The sequence below is a fragment of the Alteromonas sp. ABM1_013 genome, assembly GCF_056160505.1.
In genome coordinates, this window is record NZ_JBSWXH010000002.1 from 763,174 (window position 1) to 780,376 (window position 17,203).

At 43.9% G+C, this 17,203-nt stretch carries 12 protein-coding genes and 8 tRNA genes; 14 read left to right on the forward strand and 6 right to left on the reverse strand.

The features are described 5' to 3' along the window. Positions 1-69 precede the first annotated feature (69 nt). The 6 genes from ACXAGK_RS07890 to folD all read right to left on the reverse strand — a co-directional run bounded on the left by ACXAGK_RS07890 (position 70) and on the right by folD (position 6,421). Complete coding sequence (locus ACXAGK_RS07890) at positions 70-1,086, reverse strand: phospholipase A (RefSeq protein WP_474855456.1); 1,017 nt, start codon at positions 1,084-1,086, stop codon at positions 70-72. Between the two features lie 35 nt (positions 1,087-1,121). Next, a complete protein-coding gene (locus ACXAGK_RS07895) occupies positions 1,122-1,964 on the reverse strand; it encodes an MBL fold metallo-hydrolase (RefSeq protein ID WP_474855458.1) in 843 nt (280 codons plus the stop codon). Positions 1,965-2,002: 38 nt separating this feature from the next. Beyond that, a complete protein-coding gene (locus ACXAGK_RS07900) occupies positions 2,003-3,721 on the reverse strand; it encodes a proline--tRNA ligase (RefSeq protein ID WP_474855460.1) in 1,719 nt (572 codons plus the stop codon). Between the two features lie 192 nt (positions 3,722-3,913). Further along, positions 3,914-4,633 carry a tRNA (N6-threonylcarbamoyladenosine(37)-N6)-methyltransferase TrmO gene (gene tsaA, locus ACXAGK_RS07905; protein ID WP_474855462.1) on the reverse strand — a complete coding sequence of 240 codons (720 nt, stop codon included), beginning with the start codon at positions 4,631-4,633 and terminating at the stop codon, positions 3,914-3,916. 250 nt (positions 4,634-4,883) lie between these two features. Continuing rightward, on the reverse strand, positions 4,884-5,462 hold the full coding sequence (locus tag ACXAGK_RS07910) for a DUF1415 domain-containing protein (RefSeq protein ID WP_474855464.1): 579 nt from the start codon (positions 5,460-5,462) through the stop codon (positions 4,884-4,886). A 104-nt stretch (positions 5,463-5,566) separates the two neighbouring features. Then, the gene (gene folD / locus ACXAGK_RS07915; protein WP_474855466.1) at positions 5,567-6,421 is read right to left on the reverse strand and encodes a bifunctional methylenetetrahydrofolate dehydrogenase/methenyltetrahydrofolate cyclohydrolase FolD; all 855 of its coding nucleotides are present in this window, start codon (positions 6,419-6,421) and stop codon (positions 5,567-5,569) included. Positions 6,422-6,778: 357 nt separating this feature from the next. Here folD and ACXAGK_RS07920 point away from each other — a divergent pair. The 14 genes from ACXAGK_RS07920 to ACXAGK_RS07985 all read left to right on the forward strand — a co-directional run bounded on the left by ACXAGK_RS07920 (position 6,779) and on the right by ACXAGK_RS07985 (position 17,007). Beyond that, positions 6,779-6,855, forward strand: a tRNA-Pro gene (locus ACXAGK_RS07920). Between the two features lie 24 nt (positions 6,856-6,879). Continuing rightward, positions 6,880-6,956, forward strand: a tRNA-Arg gene (locus ACXAGK_RS07925). Positions 6,957-7,043: 87 nt separating this feature from the next. Continuing rightward, positions 7,044-7,119: transfer RNA gene (locus tag ACXAGK_RS07930), tRNA-His, on the forward strand. A gap of 6 nt (positions 7,120-7,125) precedes the next feature. After that, positions 7,126-7,210, forward strand: a tRNA-Leu gene (locus ACXAGK_RS07935). A 42-nt stretch (positions 7,211-7,252) separates the two neighbouring features. Further along, positions 7,253-7,329: transfer RNA gene (locus ACXAGK_RS07940), tRNA-Pro, on the forward strand. Positions 7,330-7,494: 165 nt separating this feature from the next. Further along, positions 7,495-7,570: transfer RNA gene (locus tag ACXAGK_RS07945), tRNA-His, on the forward strand. 7 nt (positions 7,571-7,577) lie between these two features. Then, positions 7,578-7,662, forward strand: a tRNA-Leu gene (locus tag ACXAGK_RS07950). A gap of 43 nt (positions 7,663-7,705) precedes the next feature. Next, positions 7,706-7,782, forward strand: a tRNA-Pro gene (locus tag ACXAGK_RS07955). A gap of 357 nt (positions 7,783-8,139) precedes the next feature. After that, entirely contained in the window at positions 8,140-9,444 is a 1,305-nt protein-coding gene (gene tig, locus ACXAGK_RS07960) for a trigger factor (protein WP_118493310.1), read from the forward strand. Between the two features lie 98 nt (positions 9,445-9,542). After that, positions 9,543-10,172 (forward strand): ATP-dependent Clp endopeptidase proteolytic subunit ClpP, encoded by a 630-nt coding sequence (gene clpP, locus ACXAGK_RS07965; protein ID WP_118493312.1) that lies wholly within the window; start codon positions 9,543-9,545, stop codon positions 10,170-10,172. 75 nt (positions 10,173-10,247) lie between these two features. Next, positions 10,248-11,522, forward strand: a complete 1,275-nt coding sequence (gene clpX / locus ACXAGK_RS07970) for an ATP-dependent protease ATP-binding subunit ClpX (RefSeq protein WP_118493314.1) — start codon at positions 10,248-10,250, stop codon at positions 11,520-11,522. Between the two features lie 334 nt (positions 11,523-11,856). After that, positions 11,857-14,208, forward strand: coding sequence for an endopeptidase La (gene lon / locus ACXAGK_RS07975; protein ID WP_474826725.1), 2,352 nt, complete (start codon positions 11,857-11,859; stop codon positions 14,206-14,208). Positions 14,209-14,529: 321 nt separating this feature from the next. Further along, positions 14,530-14,802, forward strand: a complete 273-nt coding sequence (gene hupB, locus ACXAGK_RS07980; protein WP_012518978.1) for a nucleoid-associated protein HU-beta — start codon at positions 14,530-14,532, stop codon at positions 14,800-14,802. Between the two features lie 312 nt (positions 14,803-15,114). Further along, complete coding sequence (locus ACXAGK_RS07985) at positions 15,115-17,007, forward strand: SurA N-terminal domain-containing protein (protein WP_474855468.1); 1,893 nt, start codon at positions 15,115-15,117, stop codon at positions 17,005-17,007. The last annotated feature ends 196 nt before the right edge of the window (positions 17,008-17,203 follow it).

Genomic DNA, 17,203 nt, shown 5'->3' on the forward strand with positions numbered 1-17,203 from the left:
AATTTTAAAAAGCGCGCTCAAACGGGATGTTCGCAGTGCGCGCTTTTTTATTAAGCATGAGTATCTGATTTACAAAAAGTGCAGCTGAAAACCGAGGCCAATGCGTTCCTGTGAACGGTTATAGTCGATGAGAGAGTCACCATAGCCGTTGAAGTACTGCAGCAGTAATTCATAGCGATCCGAAATAGGGTAGGTGAAGTCTAGCTGAATGCTGCCTCTGTTTTCGTCAAAATCCAGGTTGTTTCTCAGCAGCGCAAGCACTTTGAAAGCCCCAATTTTTCTGCCGTAACCAAATTCCATTCTGCCGTAGTAGTCTTGAATATCCGGGTTATCGTCCCCTGTCGGGTCAAGCGGGTCTGCTTTTTCATCTTCAGGAATACGATACCAAGTCTTAAAGTAGTAAATATCGTCGTTGTCACTGAATACTATTGATGCGAAAAGACGATTCCAGCTTCGAGAGCGAAGGCCGCTTTGTCCATTCGACATATGATTAAAACCGACTTGGAAGGTATTGAATTTGTAGCCAAGTACCGAATAATCAGCCGTTTCTTGCCAAAAGACTTCCGGTTCGTAATTGGTTTCGCGGAAGGGCTTCGATGCTTCATTGTTATAAAGCTGCCAGAAAGAGGTTAACGTAAATCCAAAATACAGTCCGTCGAAGCCAGTATCTTCTAAGTACAGTGGTAGCTTGGCACTTACCTGAAACTTAGCCTCTTTATTGTCTATGTTTTCTTCCGTTAATTCTTCATCACCGAATGTATTAGGGTTAGAAACATAAGTGATAGGAAGTATATAGTTTTGTCTGTGCTGGGTAATAGCAAAAACATTGTCTAGCGCTTCTTTATCACCTTCTAAGCGATTGTCTAGCGCACTCTCTGTGGTGGTATCACGTTTAATGATATCAATCACTTCAATTCCGCTTTCATCTTGCGAAGTTTGACCGTTCTCGTCTTTAACAGTGTCTAGCTGTTCACTATTGTCGAGTTCTGAAGTTTGTTCGCTCATCACTTCTTGTGATTGTTGTGCGTACACAGGTGTACAAGCAGCAAACGCTGCCATAAATACAAAAGGCTTAAACACAGACACCTTTAATTCTCCGTTGCAAGGGGTTGTTATTATGCTTAACTGAAGTCCAGCGTTTGGCCTTCTGAAGATGCAAATACGTGTAAAGTAGACTCTGCCACTGTGACATAGTCATTACAGTGGGTTACGACATCATCTATATCGTCATCAGTGCGTTCTGGATCATGACTATATAACGCTAATTGTTTTACATGGCTGGCCATAGCCAGTTTTACCGCTTCCTCTGCAACCGAATGACCCCAGCCATTTTTTGCCGGCATGTCAGATAGCATGTACTGTGCATCATGAATAAGAAGGTCTGCACCCTGTGCAAATTTAGCAAAGTCGATAAAATCTGTTTCTTTTTTGTAAGGAGGGTAGAGCTCGTTATCAGTAATGTAAACGACCTTAGCACCGTCAGCTTCAATGCAGTAGGCGCTTCCACTGCCAGGGTGATTCATGGCCAAGCGAGTAATAGTCGCACTTCCAATGGTAAAGGTATTCTCTGTTACAGGATACTCAATAAGGCTTATGGAGGACTTTAACGCGCTTTTTGGGACGGGGAATAATGACCCTTCCATTTGCCTTAAAATTTGATCTGGCTCGTTGAGCTGGGTAAGGCCTGGATAAATGTTTATTTCACGCGATTCTTGGTAAATGGGCGCAAAAAAAGGAAATCCTTGAATATGGTCCCAATGGTTGTGACTTAACAAAAGGTGAATTGGCGTTGTTTTCTTAATTAACCGATCGCCAAGCAAACGGATACCTGTGCCTGAGTCGAAGATGATATCAGTACCATCCTCGAGCTCAATGTGAACGCATGCGGTGTTGCCACCATAACGAACGTAAGCTGCCCCCGGAGTGGGTATTGACCCTCTTACGCCATAAAAAGTTAACCGCATACGCCCTCATCTACTTATCTAATGGGCAAGTTCAGGTTTTAGAGAGCGGCTACAAAATCTTTTGCTGCGCTGAGATCTAATAACTGTTTCTCGCCAGTACGTCTATTTTTATATTCAACCTGTTGATTATCCAGATTTCTTTCACCAATGACAATGCTGTGAGGTATGCCAATTAATTCCATGTCATTGAACATTACACCCGGGCGCTCTTTCCTGTCGTCAAACAGCACTTCTACGCCAAGGGCAACAAGCTCTTCGTAAAGCGCTTCTGCAGCTTCTTTAATGCGGTGAGACTTGTGCATATTCATTGGTATTAATGCAATTTTAAACGGTGCAATAGGATCTGGCCACTTTATGCCAAATTTATCGTGATTTTGCTCGATAGCTGCAGCAACAATACGTGATACACCAATACCGTAACAGCCCATAGTAAGCGTCTGGTGCTTACCTGATTCACTAAGCACACCGCAATTCATAGCTTCTGAATATTTGCTGCCAAGTTGGAAGATATGACCCACTTCGATACCGCGCTTAATATCAAGTGTGCCTTTACCGTCAGGAGCCGCATCGCCAGCGACGACATTGCGAATATCTACCCCAGAAATATCATCAGACCAATTTACGTTGATGTTCATTTTGCCGCCAGCGCCAGCGCCTGTTGTAAAATCTGCTAGCGCTGCAGCACTCGCATCCACGTAAGCTGGGATTGGAAGGTTAGTTGCGTCTGCAAAATAGGGTACTACACCAAGCACTTCTTTCGCTTTGTCGAATGACGCTTCAACCAGCGGGGTAGCAACACCTTCAATTTTCTCTGCTTTAACATCATTTAGTTCGTGGTCAGCGCGTAGTACTAATGCAACCCAGTTGTCTGCGTGTACTTCTTCGCCTTTGTCATCCGCAGCGTTCGCCGCTTTTACCACAACAACTTTCACGGCATTGGTTAAATCGGCATCGATACTTTTTAGTATTTTTTCGAAGTCTTTGCCTTTGGCATCTTTAGTTTCTACCGCTGCACCGGTTGCTTGTGCTTTTTCTGGCGCCACAGCGGCGGCCATTTCAACGTTAGCCGCGTAGTCGCTGCCTGATGAGAATGCAATGGCGTCTTCACCAGAGTCAGCTAGCACATGAAACTCATGAGAATGATTCCCACCGATTGAGCCTGAATCAGCAATTACTGCTCTGAAATCAAGACCCATGCGCGAGAAGATGTTGCAGTAAGCATCGTACATCTTTTGATACGTTTCTTCTAAACAGCTATCTTCTAAGTGAAAGCTGTATGCATCCTTCATGGTAAATTCACGACCGCGCATAATGCCAAAACGAGGACGAACTTCGTCGCGGAATTTAGTCTGGATTTGATACAGGTTCAGTGGAAGCTGCTTGTAGCTGCTTATTTCATTGCGCACAAGGGCTGTAACCACTTCTTCGTGAGTAGGGCCTAATACAAAGTCGCGCTGATGGCGGTCTTTAACGCGAAGCAGTTCCGGGCCGTATTCTTCCCAGCGCCCTGACTCTTCCCACAGGTCAGCAGGCTGAACAACGGGCATAAGCACTTCAATTGCGCCTGCTTTGTTCATTTCTTCACGAACAATATTGGCTACTTTATTAAGTACACGAAGACCTGACGGCAGCCACGTGTAAAGACCTGAGGCAAGCTTTCTGATCATACCAGCTCTCAGCATTAGCTGGTGGCTGATAACCTCTGCATCAGCAGGTGTTTCTTTCTGCGTGGCAAGCAAATATTGACTAGTGCGCATGTAAAGCAGGTATCCTGTTTTCAATGTATTAAGACTGTTTGTGTGCTGGCCTTCTGCAATAAGTTGTACACATTATGTAATTTACGAAATTATTGCTAAATGCGTTAACTAAAGAGTGACCATCACACGTTTGGCGGTATTCTAATTAACTGTGAGCCATTTCGCCACAGACTGTTGACACTAAAAGTGCAATTATCCTAAATGAACGAGCTCAGTAACCCAAACGACATTATTTTTCACTTTAAAACCTACATCAATATTGTACAGGGTAACGCGATAGGTTTTCTCGTCGTTATCCAGTTTTTGTTTATACGCTGGGCGTGGGTCTTGCGCCAGTACTGCTGTAACTAAAGCGGTAAAGTCGCTGTGCTTTTTGTCTATTTCAGAAAGCGTTGGCTTTAGCGTATCTAAGAACGCTACGTGGCGTTGGGGAATGGGGCTGATTTCGTCAAGCTTATCGCTCGCGTTTGGAACACTATCTGCGTAACCGATGTAAGGTTTAATATCGACAAGTGGCGTACCGTCTACTAAATCCACGCCTTCTACAAGTAAATGCGTTTTGCCGTTATCGTGCACTAGCCCTTTATTTTTAACAACAGACATGCCAATGCTGTTCGGTCGATGTGTGCTGCGAGTCGCTAATACACCCATAGTGGCATTGCCGCCTAGCCGAGGCGCCTTTACTGTATTTTTCCAACCGCGCTCAATATTTTGATGAAAGATAAAAAGCAGCCACAGATGACTATAACTTTCTATCCCCTTTAGCATGTGAATATCGTTAAACCCTTCTTCAAACGCAATTACTCCATGAGCTTTTGCTAAATTAGGTTGCCTTGGGATGGCAAACTTTTGTTTAAAAGGCGTAGCGATAGTTGCGATTGTCGATACGGTAAATGAAGTTGGGGGAGTCACGGGTCTGCTTTAACCTAATTGAAAATAATTTTTGCTGTCATATTACTCTCATACTTAACAGGTAATGTAACAGTGCAAGTGAAAACTTGAACCAAATACAGCATTTTTTCGGTTCACGAATGGGATGTTTATTTGGGTTCCCTGGATTAATCCAACATTTTGGGCCTGAACAGTTATTGCACTAGGACTTTTTCTAACACCAGTTTACAAAACTTGTGTGCATAGCAGATCAAATAAAAACACTTGTGTTTTACTGCGCAGGCTTATCTTTTTTCATTGCTTCCAATGCGTTCTTAAAATAAGGGCAGCCTAGTGCTCGCGCCTTATCAATGTTATGACTGAATATCTTTTCCGCATCCTCTTCTTTTTTCATATAGCGAGTAATGTCTGCTTCGCGAATTAAATGTAAAAGCGGGTAGGGGGAACGGTTCGTGTAGTTTTCAGCATCGTTAGAATCGCTACCGTCAAACACATAGTCAGGGTGAAAGCTCGCGAGTTGATAGGTACCGCTGTACCCCCAGTCATGCAGCATATTATCGCCAATAGCTAGCACATCAAGATACTCATCAAAATCATCAAGGGTTGGATGTGTCAGTGCAATTAACGTGGTAGCGGTGCTCTCATTCTCTTCCAAATGGCGAAGTTCATCGTACAAAGATTGGATAACGTCCCCTGCATCCCCCGCTATTACTATACAACGAATTTGATTTGGCGTTCTTACATAGCGCGCAAAGGGGCAAAAATTGTGTTTTATCACAATATCATCAACCCACTTAAGCGTTGCATCAATTACGTGTTGTTCGCTCAACGGAGATGTTGGTTTTGCCATAAAGAAGTCATTCAATTTAGGTCTGTATTCAAAGAGAGGGGAGTATAAAGCAAAAAGGCAGAAATTTAATTTCTGCCTTTAAAATTTGAGTGAATCTTAGTGCTTTAGGAATGAAACTTAACGTATGCCTCAAGCGTGTTTTCTATCAAACTTGCCACTGTCATAGGGCCGACACCGCCAGGTACAGGGGTTATCCAGCCTGCACGCTCTTTGGCTTTTTTAAAATCGACGTCGCCAATTAACGAGCCATCATTAAGACGATTAATGCCTACATCAATTACAATCGCGCCGGGTTTAACCCAGTCGCCAGGTATAAAATTAGGTTTACCTACTGCTACGACAAGTAAGTCTGCACGCTGAACATGACTTTTTAGGTCTTGGGTAAACTTGTGGCAGGTAGTGACGGTGCAGCCTGCTAACAATAATTCAAGACTCATAGGGCGACCTACAATATTAGATGCGCCTACTATAACCGCGTCTAAACCCTTAACAGGGCGTTTGGTAGACTCAATCATGGTCATGATGCCCTTAGGTGTACAAGGACGCAAAGCGGGAATACGTTGAGCAAGACGACCAATGTTATAGGGATGGAAGCCATCAACATCTTTATGAGGGTGAATACGCTCTAATACTTTCTCTGCGTTGAGACCTGCAGGTAGTGGAAGTTGCACAAGAATACCGTCTATCTCTTTATCTTCGTTGAGCTCATCCACTAAGTTAAGCAAGGTTTCTTCCGTAGTGTCTGAAGGAAGGTCGAAAGAGCGAGAAACAAATCCTACTTCTTCACAGGCTTTACGCTTATTTGAAACATAAACTTGAGAAGCGGCATCACTGCCTACGAGGACAACGGCGAGACCTGGCTGTCTTTTGCCTGCTTGGGTGAGTGACTCAACATAGGAGGTTACGTGTTGGCGAACTTGCTTGGCAATTAATTTGCCGTCAATAAGATGAGCGGTCATAGTCTTGTACGATTCTTATATGGTTGGGTGGTCAACAAGTGCCCTATATTGTTCCATAAAACAGGGGGTATACTCTAGCAATTATTAGATAGTAGTTATTGGTTGCCATCGAACATCAATAAGTTGAACAAATAACTTTTCTCGTAATATCAATACGACAAACTCGTTTACGGGTTGCTCAGCGTGGTTAAAAGTAGCGAAATAGAAGCGGGATTGTACAAAAAAACATGATAATGAGTGCTTTGTGAGCGGTTGGCGATTTTATTTAAAAAAGTGTTTGACGAGGTGGGGGGATGTCAGTAATATTCGCACCCCGTAACGGCACAGAGGCTTATGCATCTTGGTCGATACGACAGTCGGTGAGTGGCGCAGCTTGGTAGCGCACTTGTTTTGGGTACAAGGGGTCGCAGGTTCAAATCCTGTCTCACCGACCACTTTTTGCAGCGAAGATTCGCCAAGCGCCCGTAGCTCAGCTGGATAGAGCAACGGCCTTCTAAGCCGTGGGTCGCAGGTTCGAATCCTGCCGGGCGCGCCATGCGAGTCAGGTAGGTCCTGATAGCAAGGCAGAATTTTTGTATCTATATTGCTAATATAAAGCTTGTAGATTGCAACACACCCTATGGTGGGCGTAGCTCAGTTGGTAGAGCCCCGGATTGTGATTCCGGTTGTCGTGGGTTCAAGTCCCATCGTCCACCCCACTTTTAGCGGAAGTGGTGGAATTGGTAGACACGCTGGATTTAGGTTCCAGTGCTTCACGGCGTGAGAGTTCAAGTCTCTCCTTCCGCACCATATTTTCAAGCTTTTTTAAAAGCTTACCTTAAGCATTCCTGTCGGTGAGTGGCGCAGCTTGGTAGCGCACTTGTTTTGGGTACAAGGGGTCGCAGGTTCAAATCCTGTCTCACCGACCATTTATGCTTATTTGACTTAGCAATAATTCATAGCTCAGCGAGTAAAGCAAAGGGTGTTGAATTAAAGTCAAACCAGACTATCGAGCAGTAAAGTGAGATCCTGACAGTTCGATAGTTGTTTATGTGTTTATCGATTCACACGTAGACAAACACAGGATTACTGTGGTGGGCGTAGCTCAGTTGGTAGAGCCCCGGATTGTGATTCCGGTTGTCGTGGGTTCAAGTCCCATCGTCCACCCCACTTTTTCGCGGAAGTGGTGGAATTGGTAGACACGCTGGATTTAGGTTCCAGTGCTTCACGGCGTGAGAGTTCAAGTCTCTCCTTCCGCACCATATTCTTGAGTCTTTTCAAGAGTCTTTAAAGAGATATCTATATCGGTGAGTGGCGCAGCTTGGTAGCGCACTTGTTTTGGGTACAAGGGGTCGCAGGTTCAAATCCTGTCTCACCGACCATTATTTCTTACTTTTTCTTTTGTCCTCTTCAAATAGCGTCCCAAACCGCTAGTCAAAGTCGTTTTTCAATCTATTTTTCTTACTAGTTTCGCAATTTGTTTAAAATGCGTTCGATTGGTTGTTACAAACTTGTGTTTCCCTCTCGACTCTTGTGGTGTGCGGCTGTATACTACCGCGTCTTTTTTTAACCAGTACGTTTGTTTCAGGTTGGCTTTGTGGCACGATTTTGTGTCCTAACTTTGATTTTATAAACGTCGAATAACGACCTTCTACCCCGGAGTGATATGCAATTAATGCATGACGGGAGAGGGGATTGAGAACAAAACGCCTATAGAGGCGTATAGTTGAGGTAACATAATGCAAGTTTCAGTCGAGACGACCCAGGGTTTAGAACGCCGTCTTACTATCACCGTTCCATCTGACACGGTTGATTCAGCAGTTAAGTCACGCCTACAGCAGTTGGCAAAAACACAACGCATCAACGGCTTCCGTCCAGGTAAAGTTCCTGTAAGCGTAATCAAAAAGCGTTTCGGCCAGGCAGTTCGCCAAGAAGTTGCTGGCGATGTTATGCAGCAAAACTTCTACCAAGCAGTCATTCAAGAAAAGATTCAGCCTGCTGGTATGCCAAAGTTTGAACTGACTAAAGACGAAGACGGTCAGGACCTAGAATTTGTAGCATCTTTCGAAGTTTACCCAGAAGTAGAAGTGAAAGGTGTTAGCGATATCGAAATCGAAAAGCCAGTAGTAGAAATTACTGACAAAGATCTTGATAACATGATGGAAACGCTTCAAAAGCAGCACGCATCTTGGAAAGAAGTTAAGCGTAAAGCGAAGAAAGACGACAAAGTTATCATCGATTTCGTTGGCTCTATCGACGGTGAAGAGTTCGAAGGCGGAAAAGCAGAAGATTTCGCGCTAGAGCTTGGCAAAGACCGCATGATCCCAGGTTTCGAGAAGCCACTAGTTGGTGCGAAAGCGGGTGAAGAAGTAACCATCGAAGTTACGTTCCCAGAAGATTACCACGCTGAAAACCTAAAAGGTAAAGACGCAGTTTTCCAAGCGACAGTTAAGAAAGTAGAAGGTCTAGACCTTCCAAAAGTTGACGAAGAGTTTGCTAAGCTATTCGGTGTTGAAGAAGGCGGCGTTGACGCACTTAAAGCTGAAGTTCGTAAGAACATGCAGCGTGAGCTAGACCAAACGCTTAAAGCACAAGTTAAAGAAGACGTAATCTCTAAACTTGTTGAAGCTAACGAGATTGATATTCCTCAAGCGCTTATCGATCAAGAAGTAAACGCACTACGCGAGCAAGCGAAGCAACGTTTCAGCCAACAAGGCGGTGGTCAGAACCTTCCAGACCTTCCTGCGGAACTGTTTACTGACAACGCTAAGCGTCGCGTATCTATTGGTCTACTTCTAGGTGAAGTAATCAAAGAAAACGAACTAAAAGCAGACGAAGCTAAAGTTAACGAGATGATCGAAACTGCAGCTTCTGCGTATGAAGATCCACAAGAAGTTGTTGACTACTACAACAACAATCAAGAGCTTATGCAGCAAATGCAAAACGTTGCGCTAGAAGAACAAGCGATTGAGTGGGTTCTTGAGCAAGCAAAAGTTACTGAAGTAACTAAAGCTTTTGACGAGGTTATGAACAAACAGGCGTAATTTTTTACTGTCTGATTGACAATACTTGTCAGCAACTGCTTAAATGCTCGGAGCCTTCCGAGCATTTTTGTTTTTAACGCTAGATAATCAAGGTAGCTATGACTAATACCCCGTTTGACCCAATGAATGCACTTGTTCCTATGGTTGTTGAGCAAACCTCAAAAGGTGAGCGCTCATACGACATTTACTCTCGTCTTCTAAAAGAAAACGTAATTTTCTTAGTAGGACAAGTTGAAGATCACATGGCCAACCTCATCGTTGCACAAATGTTGTTCTTAGAAGCTGAAAACCCAGAGAAAGATATTTTCCTATACATCAACTCGCCGGGCGGCTCTGTAACTGCTGGTATGGCAATCTATGACACAATGAGATTTATCAAGCCAGACGTGAGCACAGTGTGTATGGGCCAAGCTGCGAGCATGGGCGCATTTCTACTCTCTGCAGGAGCAAAAGGTAAGCGTTATTGTCTACCTAACTCTCGCGTTATGATTCACCAACCTCTTGGTGGTTTCCAAGGTCAGGCATCTGATTTTGAAATACATGCGAAAGAAATTCTGTCTATTAAAGAGAAGTTGAATCGCCTAATGGCAGACCATACTGGTCAAGACTATGAAAAAGTCGCGCGCGACACAGACCGTGATAACTTTTTAAGCGCAACCGAGGCAAAAGATTACGGCCTGGTTGACCAAGTTTTAGCAAATCGATCTGACGTAGCCGGAACTAAGTAGTATAGTTATAGATGACCCGGGCCAGTGCATAGCACGAATTTGGTTTTCGGCTCGGGTAAGGCAGAGGCAAAAGTAATGAGTGATAAGCAAAGCGGTGACGGTGATAACAAGCTACTGTACTGTTCGTTTTGTGGCAAAAGCCAACACGAAGTAAGAAAGTTAATAGCAGGCCCGTCGGTATTTATTTGCGACGAGTGTGTTGAGTTATGTAACGATATCATTCGCGAAGAAATTAAGGAAATCGCGCCTAAGCAAAAGCAGGACGCTTTACCTAAACCAACTGAAATTCATGCGCATCTTGACGATTACGTTATCGGCCAAGAACATGCAAAGAAGGTGTTGTCAGTAGCGGTTTATAACCACTACAAGCGTTTGCGCAATGGCGATGTTCACGAAGGCGTTGAACTAGGGAAAAGTAACATTCTGTTAATTGGCCCTACCGGTAGTGGTAAAACCCTATTAGCAGAAACGCTTGCACGTTTACTTGACGTGCCGTTCACAATGGCTGACGCAACCACGCTGACGGAAGCGGGCTATGTGGGTGAAGATGTTGAGAATATTATTCAAAAACTACTTCAGAAGTGTGATTACGACGTAGAGAAAGCACAGCGCGGTATTGTTTACATTGACGAAATCGACAAGATCTCTCGTAAGTCTGACAATCCATCAATTACCCGTGACGTATCGGGTGAAGGTGTTCAGCAAGCGCTTCTTAAGCTGATTGAAGGTACGGTTGCGTCGGTTCCTCCGCAAGGTGGACGTAAGCATCCTCAGCAAGAGTTTTTGCAAGTTGATACTTCTAAAATACTGTTTATCTGTGGTGGAGCATTTGCTGGCCTTGATAAGGTTATCGAGCAGCGCGCACAGAAAGACACAGGTATTGGATTTGGTGCTACGGTTAAGTCGAAAGACAACAGTAAGCAAATTAGCGAGCTGTTTAAGCAGGTTGAACCTGAAGACTTGGTGAAATACGGGTTAATTCCAGAATTCATCGGTCGTCTTCCTGTGGTTACCAGCCTTGAAGAGTTGAACGAAGAGGCGCTAATTCAAATTTTACGTGAACCTAAGAATGCAATCACCAAACAGTATGGTGCATTGTTCTCTATGGAAGACGTTGAACTTGAATTCCGTGACGATGCACTTAACGCCATTGCTAAAAAGGCAATGGATCGCAAGACCGGTGCTCGAGGCCTTCGCTCAATTGTTGAAGCGGTTTTGCTTGATACCATGTACGATCTTCCTTCTATGGAAGACGTAAGCAAAGTGGTTATTGATGAAACGGTAATTCGCGGTGAATCAAAACCTATCTTGATTTACGACAGCAATGAGAAAAAGGCCGCATCTGAATAGATGTTAGCTTGATTCAAAAAAGGTCCTGCGGGACCTTTTTTTGTTTCTAAAGGTTGATAATTGGTCGTAAGTAATCTGTGGTAACTGACAAAAACTAATGCGCCAATTTGGCTAATTATTAAGCGAGCAAGGGTGGTAAAGCTATCCTTTCTACTAGAATTTTTAGTTTTGTGTTGCCATTCGGTGCAAAATCGATAATGGTTATATTAAGGTCGACTGGCCCTAGAGCAGGGAAGGTAAGGTTAAGGAATTAACACACTTTAATAAGTTTCGATTGAACTTTGCTCTTGCATCCCCATATAAAAATGACATTTCAAACTAATTGAGAACAAGTATGACAGTTGAGCGTGAAAATCGCATTGAAATTCCTGTGCTTGCCTTGCGGGACGTGGTTGTTTACCCGCATATGGTCATACCCCTATTTGTTGGGCGTGAGAAATCAATCCGTTGCCTTGAAGCGGCAATGGATAATGACAAACAAATTTTTCTAGTAGCACAAAAAGACGCGGGCGTTGATGAGCCTGAAGCAGATGACATTTACACTGTAGGTACCATTGCTACTATCCTACAGCTTTTAAAGCTTCCTGACGGTACTGTAAAGGTACTTGTAGAGGGTAGCGTACGTGGTGAAATCGAAAGCTATAAACAATCAGAGCCTTTCTTTGTTGCTAACGTTGATAAGTTAGAAGATGAAGGCATTGATGAGAGTGAGCAAGAAGTCTTGATTCGCTCTGCAGTCTCACAGTTTGAAGGCTATGTGAAACTGAATAAGAAAATCCCGCCAGAAGTACTGACTTCACTTAATGGGATTGAAGATGCGGCGCGTCTAGCCGACACCATGGCTGCGCACATGCCTCTAAAGCTTACTGAAAAGCAAAAAGTGCTAGAAATGCAGGGTGTTAATGAGCGCCTTGAGTATTTGATGGCACTGATGGAAGGCGAAATTGATTTGCTGCAGGTGGAAAAGAAAATTCGCACCCGCGTTAAAAAGCAAATGGAAAAAAGCCAGCGCGAATATTATTTGAATGAGCAAATGAAAGCCATTCAAAAAGAATTGGGTGAGTTAGACGATGCGCCCGATGAGTTCGAGGCACTATCTAAAAAGATTGCCGACGCGAAAATGCCGAAAGAGGCAGAAGACAAGGCGAAAGCTGAACTTCAAAAGTTAAAAATGATGTCACCGATGTCAGCAGAAGCTACTGTTCTTCGAAGCTACATTGATTGGCTTACTAGTGTTCCTTGGAATAAGCGCTCGCCGGTGAAGAAAGATCTTTCACGGGCTGAAGATGTGCTTAACGAAGACCATTACGGCCTAGAAAAGGTAAAAGAACGTATTCTTGAATACCTAGCGGTTCAGCAGCGTGTTAAAAAGCTTAAAGGCCCAATTCTATGTCTTGTGGGGCCTCCAGGTGTAGGTAAAACCTCGCTAGGCCAGTCTGTCGCTAAAGCGACTGGACGTAAATATGTCCGTATGGCCTTGGGCGGCGTGCGAGACGAGGCCGAGATACGTGGTCACCGTCGTACGTACATTGGTTCATTGCCAGGTAAACTCGTTCAAAAAATGGCGAAAGTCGGGGTTAAAAACCCACTATTCTTGCTTGATGAAATCGATAAGATGTCATCAGACATGCGAGGAGACCCAGCGTCAGCCTTGCTAGAGGTACTTGACCCAGAGCAGAACAACAGCTTTAGCGACCATTATTTAGAAGTGGATTACGATCTATCTGACGTTATGTTCGTCGCAACCTCTAACAGCATGAATATCCCTGGTCCGTTGCTTGACCGTATGGAAGTAATTCGACTATCTGGTTATACCGAAGACGAAAAGCTTAACATTGCGAAGAACCATTTAATTGGTAAGCAAATGGAGCGCAACGGCCTTAAAGCGAAAGAGCTTGAGATTACAGATTCTGCTGTTATAGGCATGATTCGTTATTACACGCGTGAAGCGGGTGTTAGAAGCTTAGAGCGCGAAGTATCTAAGGTATGCCGTAAAGCGGTTAAAGATATCTTACTTACGAAAAGCAAAGATAAGGTGGTTGTTACTCAAGATAATCTTAAAGACTATCTTGGTGTTCAGCGCTTTGACTACGGCAAAGCCGACAAAGACAACCAAATCGGTCAAGTTACCGGTTTAGCTTGGACTCAAGTTGGTGGCGACCTACTGACCATTGAAACCACATCGGTTCCAGGTAAAGGAAAAATGACTTCTACAGGCTCTTTGGGCGATGTCATGCAGGAGTCAATTAAGGCGGCGATGACAGTGGTAAGAAGTCGCGCTGAAAAGCTTCGCATTAATGATGACTTTTATGAGAAGCGTGATATTCATGTGCACGTTCCTGAAGGTGCAACACCAAAAGATGGCCCAAGCGCAGGTATTGCAATGTGTACCGCTTTAGTATCTTCACTAACAGGTAACCCTGTGAAGTGTGATGTTGCCATGACGGGTGAAATTACGCTTCGCGGTGAAGTACTTGCTATTGGTGGTCTAAAAGAAAAGTTACTTGCAGCACACCGTGGTGGCATCAAAACCGTGGTTATTCCAAAGGACAACGAGCGTGATCTGGAAGAAATTCCAGACAATGTGAAGAAAGATTTATCAATTCACCCGGTTAAATGGATTGATGACGTTCTTGATATTGCGCTTCAGGAGCCTGTTGAAAGTTTCGAAGTGGTTAAAAAGTAACTTACGCGTGTAGCTGCATACCTTTAATTTTAAAGGCGTGCAGCCTTGTTTTTGCTATAAAAATGCAATAATTGACTAAATTATGCGCATTAGATGAAAGAAAAGCTTATTTTTTTGAAAATAGGGCTTTCATGTCGCAAAAGTTGTGTTACCTTTAAGTGGTATTCGCTTGAAGCCTTGCCACAAAAGGGATTGCAGCGATTCATTTAAAAAGTTAATTATTTGTGACTGAAGCTTGATGTTAACGATCAAGCTTGCTATAACGTTCAAGCAAAATCGTTTTGGACAAACAGTATAATAACAATCGAAGGGGATCTAATTGTGAACAAGTCTCAACTTATCGACCAAATCGCTGCTGGTGCAGACATTTCTAAAGCAGCTGCTGGCCGCGCTCTTGACGCATTCACTGACTCAGTAACTGCGGCGCTAAAAGACGGCGACCAAGTTGCACTAGTAGGCTTTGGTACTTTCTCAGTTCGCGAACGTTCAGCTCGCAGTGGTCGTAACCCACAAACTGGTGAGACTATTCAGATTTCAGCAGCGAAAGTTCCATCTTTCAAAGCTGGTAAAGCACTGAAAGACGCTTGTAACTAAGCAAAAAAATTATAGAAAAAGGCGATGGCTAGTCCATCGCCTTTTTTATTTCTAAAGCAAAGAATTCAATATTGGGGTCAGAGTAACGACTCTGACCCCATTATTTCAAGAGTGAGAATACCTCCTGCAGGCATGCCGATTTTCATACATGTCAGAGAAACGCCTTAACTTGACGAAAGACATTACAAATAGTTTGTTTTGGCGTTTATATTCGGCGGCATTGGGTTATAATCATCGCTTATTTTACCTTGAGCTCGCCCGCAAGTGATGGGTTAGGGTAATTGTAGTAAGCAACGGAGTTGAAGAACAATCATGCTAGAAAGAATCAGAGAAGGTTCTCAAGGCCCTTGGGCGATGGCGATTATTGCGCTTATCGTTTTAAGTTTCGTATTCGCAGGTGTAGGTAGCTACCTAACATCATCAGGCACTACAGCAGTAGCAACTGTAAACGGCGAAGAAATTTCGGCACAAGAACTAGAACGTGCATACCAAAACCAGCGTGCACAAATGGAGTCACAGTACGGCGAAAGCATCGCGCAGCTTTTCTCTAGCGAAGAATATCTCGCAGATTTTAGAAAAAATGTACTGGACAGACTTATTGCTGAAAAACTGATTCAGCAACAAGCTACCGATATGGGCTTGCGCGTAAGCGATGAACAAATTCGTGAAACGATAGTGCAAATGCCTGAATTTCAGTTTGGTGGTCAGTTTGATAACGAGCGTTTCCAAGCTATTCTCCGTCAAAATGGTTTTCAAGTTGCAGACTTTCGCGACTACCTAAGAACGCAGATGACTCAGAATCAATTGGCTGCAGCGTTAACGAATTCTTCATTTTCTCTAGACGGTGAAGTGCAGCAGGCTAATGCCCTTCAACGTCAAACTCGTGATGCGAAATACGTATTAGTGAGCTCTGACGAATTTGCCAGTTCTATCGAAGTAACAGATGCTGATGTAGAAGCGTTCTACAATAACAATATTGCATCTTTCGATACTGAAGAGCAGGTGAAACTGGCTTATGTAAAACTAAGTGTTGAAGATCTAAAAGGTCGCGTTTCTGTAGATGAAGAAGCAGTACGCACCTATTATGACAATAACCTAGGAAGCTATGGTACTGAAGAGGAACGCCGAGTTTCACACATCCTTATCGAAGCAGGTGACGACCAAGACGCTGCGAAAGCAAAAGCAGAGTCATTGAAAACTGAGCTTGATAACGGTGCCGACTTTGCAGTGCTTGCTGAAGAAAACTCTGACGACACATTCTCAGCTGAGAACGGCGGTGACCTAGATTTCATTACACCTGAAATGATGGACCCAGCGTTCGATGAAGCTGCGTTTGCTTTAGAAAACGTCGGTGATGTATCTGACGTTGTTGAGACCGAGTTTGGCTTTCACATTATTAAGCTAACAGATTTAAAAGAAGCGCAAGTAAAATCATTCGATGAAGTGGCTAGCGAGATTCGCGATACCCTTCTTTACGATGCGGCAATGGAGAAGTATTTTGAGCTTCAAAATACCTTAGCTGAAATTGCGTTTGAGGTGCCAGATACGCTTGAAGATGCAGCTAATGCTGTAGATCTACCTATACAAGAGTCTGTGCTTTTCAGCCGAAATACGGCGCCTGCGGAGCTAAGCTTCCCCGGCTTGCTGGATGTTGCTTTCTCATCAGAGTTAGTTGAAGAAGGCCTTAACAGCGACATCGTTGAACTTGATGACGAGACGGTAATTGTTGCACGTGTTATCGAACATCAACCACAACGCACTCAGTCGCTAGATGAAGTTCGCGAGGGAATTGAAGCATCAGTAAAAGCGGAAAAAGCGAAAGAAGCAGCAGAAGCTTGGGCCTTTGACATCGCACAAAAAGTACGCGCAGAAGAAAATGTTGAAAGCGAACTAGCAGAAAAATCTGTAGCTTGGGAAACGGCTTCAGCGGTGCCAAGATCAGGTGGTACACTGGCTCGTGCATTGGTTGACACGCTTTTCTCACTGGGTCTTGAAGGTGAAGATAAAGTTGACGTAGCAACAACAGTTAACGGCGATGTTGCAGTTGTAATGCTAGAAGGCGTAAATGCTGCTCCTGAACTTGAAAACGAGCTAGGTGAAAGCCTGAAACAGCGTCTTGCTCAAGTACAAGGTCAACGTGTTTATCAGCAGTACATCGATGCGCTTCGCGCAAATGCTGACGTGACTATTTCAGAGTCATTGTAAGCAACTTCAGCCACTCGATGGTAGGGTGGTAACAATTAGAAATAGTGAAAAGCCAGCTTCTTAATCAAAGCTGGCTTTTTTGATCGCTTAACTTACTTTGCTAAGTGGTTATTTAATTGGTGCTGCACAGCATAATCAATGCTGCGGTAAATTTACTTGCTAATCTCTTAGGCTGTATAGGGTTAGTGCGAAGAGA

Bases quoted from the DNA above. Each gene is read 5' to 3' on its own strand.
- lon (WP_474826725.1), top strand. From the start codon at position 11,857: ATGACAGTTGAGCGTGAAAATCGCATTGAAATTCCTGTGCTTGCCTTG.
- folD (WP_474855466.1), bottom strand. From the start codon at position 6,421: ATGACCGCTCATCTTATTGACGGCAAATTAATTGCCAAGCAAGTTCGC.
- ACXAGK_RS07910 (WP_474855464.1), bottom strand. From the start codon at position 5,462: ATGGCAAAACCAACATCTCCGTTGAGCGAACAACACGTAATTGATGCA.
- clpX (WP_118493314.1), top strand. From the start codon at position 10,248: ATGAGTGATAAGCAAAGCGGTGACGGTGATAACAAGCTACTGTACTGT.
- tig (WP_118493310.1), top strand. From the start codon at position 8,140: ATGCAAGTTTCAGTCGAGACGACCCAGGGTTTAGAACGCCGTCTTACT.
- ACXAGK_RS07895 (WP_474855458.1), bottom strand. From the start codon at position 1,964: ATGCGGTTAACTTTTTATGGCGTAAGAGGGTCAATACCCACTCCGGGG.
- clpP (WP_118493312.1), top strand. From the start codon at position 9,543: ATGACTAATACCCCGTTTGACCCAATGAATGCACTTGTTCCTATGGTT.
- ACXAGK_RS07900 (WP_474855460.1), bottom strand. From the start codon at position 3,721: ATGCGCACTAGTCAATATTTGCTTGCCACGCAGAAAGAAACACCTGCT.
- ACXAGK_RS07985 (WP_474855468.1), top strand. From the start codon at position 15,115: ATGCTAGAAAGAATCAGAGAAGGTTCTCAAGGCCCTTGGGCGATGGCG.